This is a genomic window from Pseudomonas sp. P5_B2, assembly GCF_056400445.1.
The window spans coordinates 1-7189 of sequence record NZ_JBFULH010000207.1 but is presented as its reverse complement, the minus strand read 5'-3'; the positions used below and the strand labels follow the sequence as shown (position 1 = coordinate 7189).

At 55.8% G+C, this 7189-nt stretch carries 7 protein-coding genes; 1 reads left to right on the top strand and 6 read right to left on the bottom strand.

Annotated features, from left to right (window positions below):
* A partial coding sequence (locus AC1DRJ_RS16015) for a sigma-54 interaction domain-containing protein (RefSeq protein ID WP_477803020.1) occupies window positions 1–1285 on the top strand: 1285 nt, incomplete at its 5' end.
* A gap of 66 nt (window positions 1286–1351) precedes the next feature.
* On the opposite strand, the gene AC1DRJ_RS16010 is transcribed toward AC1DRJ_RS16015, so the two are convergent.
* From AC1DRJ_RS16010 to AC1DRJ_RS15985, 6 genes are all read right to left on the bottom strand, one after another.
* Window positions 1352–2632 carry a coiled-coil domain-containing protein gene (locus tag AC1DRJ_RS16010; protein ID WP_477803019.1) on the bottom strand — a complete coding sequence of 427 codons (1281 nt, stop codon included), beginning with the start codon at window positions 2630–2632 and terminating at the stop codon, window positions 1352–1354.
* A 48-nt stretch (window positions 2633–2680) separates the two neighbouring features.
* Window positions 2681–3427 carry a hypothetical protein gene (locus AC1DRJ_RS16005; RefSeq protein ID WP_477803018.1) on the bottom strand — a complete coding sequence of 249 codons (747 nt, stop codon included), beginning with the start codon at window positions 3425–3427 and terminating at the stop codon, window positions 2681–2683.
* A gap of 32 nt (window positions 3428–3459) precedes the next feature.
* Complete coding sequence (locus AC1DRJ_RS16000; protein WP_477803017.1) at window positions 3460–4140, bottom strand: C39 family peptidase; 681 nt, start codon at window positions 4138–4140, stop codon at window positions 3460–3462.
* 61 nt (window positions 4141–4201) lie between these two features.
* On the bottom strand, window positions 4202–5770 hold the full coding sequence (locus AC1DRJ_RS15995) for a heme utilization protein (protein WP_477803016.1): 1569 nt from the start codon (window positions 5768–5770) through the stop codon (window positions 4202–4204).
* Between the two features lie 51 nt (window positions 5771–5821).
* Window positions 5822–6394 (bottom strand): adhesin, encoded by a 573-nt coding sequence (locus AC1DRJ_RS15990; RefSeq protein ID WP_477803015.1) that lies wholly within the window; start codon window positions 6392–6394, stop codon window positions 5822–5824.
* A gap of 1 nt (window position 6395) precedes the next feature.
* Complete coding sequence (locus tag AC1DRJ_RS15985; RefSeq protein ID WP_477803021.1) at window positions 6396–6833, bottom strand: hypothetical protein; 438 nt, start codon at window positions 6831–6833, stop codon at window positions 6396–6398.
* Window positions 6834–7189: the final 356 nt, after the last annotated feature.

Below are 7189 nucleotides of genomic sequence, written 5' to 3'. Positions count from 1 at the left end.
CCCCTGTGACGACTGCCATCGTCTGGTACCGGGATTGCGCACTGTGGGGTGGGATGGTGATAGCTGTTCCCTGGAGAATGCCGTCGATCGAATGTGTGACGTTGGGATGTTGCGTTTACAACCTTATCATCTGGAACACTCCGAACCTGTCAAAGAGCTGATCAGTCGCAGTGGCACCGAATGGATCGCTGTGCTCAATCAGGATGTGCTGCGCATGCAGAATGTCGGGGATTTCGTTTGTGAATGGTTTTTCGACTTCCATACCTTGCCGTTCGACGTCTCCCGGGTGCAAGTCACGCTGGGGCGGGCGTTCGGCATGGCACGCCTGCGGGGGCAGACCACGATTCACGTTAATAAGAATGAACACGAGCTACTGGGCGACAGCAAGCCGATTCGTGAACTGCGCAAATTGTTGAGCAAGCTGGCACCTACCGAGTCTCCGGTATTGATTCGTGGTGAAAGCGGCACGGGTAAAGAATTGGTGGCACGCACCCTGCACCGTCAGTCCCAGCGCCACAGCAAGCCTTTTGTGGCGATCAATTGCGGTGCGATTCCCGAACACCTGATCCAGTCCGAGCTGTTTGGCCATGAGAAGGGGGCCTTCACCGGCGCCCATCAACGCAAGGTCGGACGAATTGAAGCGGCCAATGGAGGCACACTGTTTCTCGATGAAATCGGTGATTTGCCCTTGGAGTTGCAAGCCCATTTGCTGCGTTTCTTACAAGAGAAACACATCGAGCGTGTCGGTGGCGGTCAACCGATTCCGGTGGATGTGCGAGTATTGGCGGCGACTCACGTAGACCTGGAGGAAATGATCGAAAAAAAGCGCTTTCGCGAAGATTTGTACTACCGCCTGAATGTATTGCAAGTCGTCACCGCACCACTGCGTGAGCGCCATGCCGACTTGTTAATGCTGGCCAACCATTTTTCCCACTTCTACAGCCATGAAACCGGCCGCCGTCCTCGCAGTTTCAGCGATGACGCGCTGATTGCCATGGGCAAGCATGACTGGCCGGGCAATGTGCGCGAGTTGGCCAATCGGGTACGGCGCGGGCTGGTGTTGGCCGAAGGCCGACAGATCGCGGCGCGAGACTTGGGGCTGATCAGTCACCATACTGTTGTCGCGCCGATGGGCACGCTGGAAAACTACAAGGACCGGGCAGAGCGTCAGGCGTTGTGCGATGTACTTAATCGTCACAGCGACAATTTGAGCATCGCCGCCAAGGTGCTGGGGATATCCAGGCCAACTTTCTACCGTTTGTTGCACAAGCATCAGATACGGTGACGCAGCCGAAAGCCGCATGGAAAAAGAAAAAACCCGCCGAAAAGGCGGGTTTTTTGTGGGTGTCGGTTAGAAGTAGTACGGGAATTTCAGGCTGAAGGAAAAGTCTGGTGCATCGTCGGTGACGCCGATGGCCAGGTTGGGAACGATCGTCAGGTTTTCGGATGCTGCCAGGGTCATGCCGATGTTGAAGTTGGCTGAGTTGTAATCGCTGTTGGTAATCGATTGCCAATCGCCACCATCCGGCTTGATCTTGCTCTTTCTGGCGAACTGATCGGTGAACGAGAACGACATACTCATCTTCTCGTTCAAGGCGAATGCAATGCCGGCGCCAACCTGCCAGGAATCGCCCAGCTTCACGTCCCCAGGCACCTTGGAGTTGACCTGAGGGCTGATGTCGCTGAAGGACTCTTCCATGTTGTAGGTATAGGCCAGGCTGCCGAAGAGTACGGCCGGGTCGAAGGTCTTGACCAGCGAGATACCCGGGGTAATCGACCAGACACCATTGCCGGTAGGCAAGTCCTCGGGTACCGAGAGGTTATCGTTGTTCGGGTCATTGACCAGCTTGATGCCATAAGGGTCATCACCGGTCGGCGCTTTAAGGCGCAGTGTGAAGACCGAATCGGGCAGATTGGCGGTTTCATCCAGAAACTTGTAAGCAACGCCAAAGTTCACATCGCCGATGGTCGGGTCGCGGGTGACAGTGGCGTCCGACGTCACCGGGCCGGCGCCACCGGCGCCACCGGAGGAATAAGTTGATTCGCGATAAATCACGGGAACGTTAATATCGAACTGCCAACGTTGTGCCACGTTGTAACGGGCGGTCAGGTCGAGGGTCCAGTTGTCGGCCTTGATACGGTCGAGGTTGATGTTGCCGAGAAAAATAGAGTCCAGTGCCAGGAAGCCGTTGAGCACCAGCGCACGGGTATCGAAGTGGGTGTAGGTCAGCCCGGTTTCGACGCTGAACTTGCCGCCGCCGAAGAACCCACTGGCTTCGTCGTAGAGGTTGGAAACGCTTTGTGACGGTTGCGAGTCATCCTGCAGCGATTGGCCGTATGAACTGCCAGTGGTTCCCGGCGCTCCGGCAGCCACTGTCTGGCCACCCTTGACTGTTTCAGCAGGGGATTTGGTCAGGCGTTGGGGGGCAGGTGTCGCAGGTGCTTCTTCGACTTGGCGAACGCGCTGCTCGAGTACCATCAGCGCGTTCTGTTGTGCTTCGTAACGCTGTTTCAACACCATCAGTTCTTGTTTTAGTGCTTCGACCTGGGGGTCCGCGGCTGCGTATAGCAGTGTGGCCGGTGCCAGGCTACTCAAACAAACGATAACTCTTAACGTTAACGATCGGTGCATGGGTTAGCCGTCCCTTCTGACACTCCATCTGGTGAGACTCAGCGTAGATCAGAATCCGAGAGCACGAATACCTTTGAGCTGGTCCAGGTTGCCGCTCACCGAGCCGGCTGTCGGCACGTTGTCACGCAGCACGACATTGAGGGACGTAAGGTTGCGGACCTGGTTGCCACCGCCGAGCAAAGTCGCGTTCTGCATCAGCCCACCCTGAGCAAGGCGCTGTACGGTGCTGCCCTGGTTGTTGTTCGCCACGATGTTGAGTTGTATACCCGTACCGGTTGAAGAAACGCTCAGCGAGCCAGCGCCATTGGTGCCGACCAAGCTCGAGCCTGCGGCCAATGCCTGGCCCTGCTGTTGCGCTGCTGGCACCTGGTTAGCCTTTGTGACGTTGATGTCAACGTTGTTGTAGGCAGTGTTATTGTCGCCGGCAGCACGCACAACTTGAGTGACGCCTTCGGTGCTGTTGAGGCCGCTGCCGCCAGTGACGGTACCGGTTCCGATGCCTTGCGAACGCGCTGATCCATTGCCTTTTTCGTCGATCATCGTCACGTAGAATTGTGGCTTGATGGTCGATTGTTGAATTTGCATCGAGGAAGTCGCCCCGATCACTTCACCATTGGCGTTTTGCCAGGTACTGGTCATGGCAATGCCGAAACTGATGATCCGTCCCGGCATGACATAACGGCCGCGAAGGGCCGCCAATTCCTGATCGTTCAGTTCAATGGGTTTAAATGTCTGTGCCTGGGTCGGCAGGCTGACGGCCAGGCAAACCACGGCCAGCCAGATTGGAGTCTTCATTGGATGCTCCCGGAGCGTCGTGCTCCTTGTTATTAGAAGAAGTCGCTTTGAATGAATCCGAAATCCATTAATTCTGCGTCTTGCACCGGGCTGAACGTGTTGACGCGGTTTCTGGCGGTCAGTGGCAGGGGCGGGTCGAGCAACGCATTGGTTTTGTCGTAGCCCTGGCCAATGACGGCAAAGATGATGCCGTTCCAGCCTTTGACAAAGTCGTCGACTTTGTAACGTTTATGGCCGAGTACCGGATCTCCGATATAGACCCATCCGTTATGGACTCTTTGCATGACCACAAAATGTTTGTAGCCACGGATGTCCATGAGGACCACAACCGGAATTTTGATTTCGCTTAACGTTTCCGTCGATACCCGGTAGCCACGGGCCCGCATGCCGATACTTTCCACGTAACGCTTCATGTCGAGCATGGAGAAGCCCTGGACGCGGACAAGATCATGATCGGAGTGAGCCAACATGCCTTCGATGACCTGTTCTTCATTCACGTCCAGCCAATAGGCCTGGCGCAAAATGGTCGCCAGCGCAGCTGCGCCGCAACTGAAGTCGGTTTTCTGTTGCACCAGGTCGGAAAATTTACGCTCGCGGATGCTTTGGATCGGCTTGTACACCACCGCGCCGCCGGGCAGGACGGAAAGCGGCATTTGTGCAGCCTCGCTCACACTGGCCACGCAAAGCAAAAATGCCAAGGCGATGATGCGCATGGTTGATTGCCTTCTGGTTGTTTTAAAAAGGCCCCCAAAAGGGGGCCTCCAGAGCGAGCATCTAGAACGATTGGTTGGAAATGGCCAACGAGTTGCTTTGCTGGTTACCCACACCAGCAGCCACGTTGACGCCCAGGTTGCCACTGCCGCCATTCACCGAACCGCTCAGGGTTGCAGTGTTGGTTACAGGGTTTGCCCAGCCAGTTGGAGTCAGCACTTGATAAGAATAGGTGTTGCTCAAATCATAAGAGCTGCTTTCACTGAAGCCTCCCTGTTTGGCGAACTCAGACTCGGACGATTTACTGCCCGATTTTTCGTACGCCGAGGCGCTAGCTTTTTCATACGATGCATCGAGCGATTTACTGAAGGACGAGTCTTTCGATTTGTCGTACGAAGATTCGTGCGAATTGCTGGACGCGGAGTCGCGGGTTCTGTCGAACGAGGATTCGCGCGACCTGTCGAACGAGGAATCACGCGACCTGTCGAACGAGGAGTCGCGCGAACGGTCGTACGAAGTGTTTAGCGATGCGTCAACATTTGCACCCAGCGAAGCGTTTAACGATGCCTCGGAACTGCTGCTGCGGGTGCGATTGCCGAAGGTAGTGGAGTTGGAAGCTGCAGCCGCCGCTTCCAGGCTAGCGTTCAACGAAGCGCTCAAAGCAGCATTAGAAGAACCGCTGGCATTGCTGCTGTTGGTACCGCTGGCATTGCTGCTGTTGGTGCCGCTCGAAGCGCTGCTGTTGGTACCGCTGGCACTGCTGCTGTGGGTGCTGCTCGAAGCACTGTTGTTGGAACCGCTGGCACTGCTGCTCTTCGCGCCGCTTACAGCCAGGCTAAGGGAGCCGCTGGCACTGTTGCTTTTTGCACCGGCGGCGTTCCAGCCCGAAGAAGCGCTTTGACTGCCGCTGAGCTCGAACGCATTGTCTCGAGAGAAACTACCGCTGGCGGTGTTGGTAACGGTGATCGTATCTACGCGATAGGTGCGATCGGCGTTGTTGTTGACGGTCAGGCCAGGACCGTTTTGATCGGCAGAAGCAGTAGCTCTTGCGTTACCCAATGGAGCATTGGAGTTTGCAATTGCCATGGTGTTTTTCTGCTGGTTAAGATCGCCACCAGCAATGTTGATACCCATATTGCCGCTGCCGCTATTGCCCGATCCGCTCATCGTGGCAGTGTTGGTGCTTCCGTAGTTGTCGACTTTGTTATTGTTGCTGAATTGCGTAACGCTAGCCGAGGCATTGGAAGTGCCGAACACGAAGCTGTTATCCAGACTCGAGTCGGAGGCAGCGTTTGCGATGGCAGCAGCGTTGTCTTGTTGGTTGCCAGCGCCTGCAGCCACGTTGACGCCAACGTTGCCGCTGGTGCCATCGCCAGAACTGCTCATCTCGGCTGAGTTGATAGTCCCTTCGTTACGGATTGTGCTGCCAGTACTGCGTTGCCTATCGTTCGCGTTGGCAGTCGCGCTGATAGGGATCATTGTTGGACGAGGAGGTTGGTTGTTTTGTTGGCCACCGTTGTTGTCATTATCATCGTCGTCATGATTATGGTCACGCGGGGCAGCTTGTACAGCAACAGCCATGACCGCAGCAATTGCGAAAACCAGAGGCCTTATTGCTATTGAAGGTTTCATGGTGATTCTCCGTACTTGTTTTAGGTTAAGTGTTGTTCTTACCTATCAGGGTCAATCCGCGACCCGTACGCTCAGAGTGTTTGCCATTCGGTTTCCCACCCCGGCGCTCTGATTCAACTGAATTACCCCGCGACTACCAGTGAAGGCCTGGTCACTAATAGTGACTTGGCGATAGCCTGCTGCAGAGTCAGTTGGATCGGAGTTGTTGAGCAGCGCCACGTTCTGTTGCATGAGGACGCTGTCGTCGATGCTTTGCGGCTGCGTACCGATACTGATACGCAGTGCGTTGGCTTGCTGGTTACTGGCACCCGTGCTCTGGTTGACACCCAGGATGCCGTTGCCATGACTGAAGGAGTCGCCCTGGATGCTGGACCGGGCATCGATCGCGGGGTCGACGGGGGAGCGCAACCGTTGGCGAATCTGGGTAGTCGCGCTGGCTCCATGACCAGTGGCGATGGCTCGAGCGTTAGCCTGTTGCTGTAGATCGCCGGCCGCCTGGTTGACCGAGAGGTTGCCCTGGTATTGCATGCCCGAACCGTCGATGTCGGCGTTATTGATGACGGGAGATTGGGCGAAGGACGATGCACTGCAAAACATGGCGATAGCCAGCAGCGTGCGATTCATCTTAACGACCTCCCGTTAGGATGGTCAGTGGGGCCAGGCCTTTCGCGACGCTTGAATTGACCATGTTGGCAATGCCGTTGCCGGCATTTCCCGAGCGCCCACCGGGGAGGTTGGTTAGTTGGGTCTGGTTGGTGATATTGCCGCCCAGATTGTTGGTGCCCTGAGCAACCAGGCGATTGATGCCTGCACCACTGGCCACGTTGGCGAAGTCACCGTCGCTCAACTCGTTCGTTTGTTTGAGGATATGTTGGGACGGATTGGCATTGGCGGTCGTGGGGTCCGGGTCCGGAACCATCGGTGGGATCGTCGCGTTGCGCGGTTGAACATCACGTTTGATAATTATGATGCCGTTGTCAGCCTGTACAGGCAGGCAGACAGTTGAGCCCAGTGCACTTGCGATCAGCAGGAAGCGATAAATACCTTTATAAAATTTCCCCACAGCGGCAATTCCTTCTGTAAGTGGAGCGCTGGCCCTTATCAGCGCTGCCCGTATATAGAGCAGAAGGTGTGCCGGTTTTGGATATTCTTTTAAATACAGTCGCTTGGCTTTGAATGTTGAGGTGATAAAAACATTCTTGTATCGCCACTGAAACAGCGCCCACGCAAACGTGCCGGCCAAGTTGGCGCGATTGCTCGCCAAGGTCGGTGAAGGCAGGTTGTATCAGTGATTTAACATTTTCTGGTTATAGTGCCCGAACCGCTTTAGTTCGCGGGTTTGCGCGGGGCTGGCTGTTTCAGGAATGGACATTTTCGGTGGGGCGCACCCCGTCACACCCCGAGCAAGCGTGACACAGC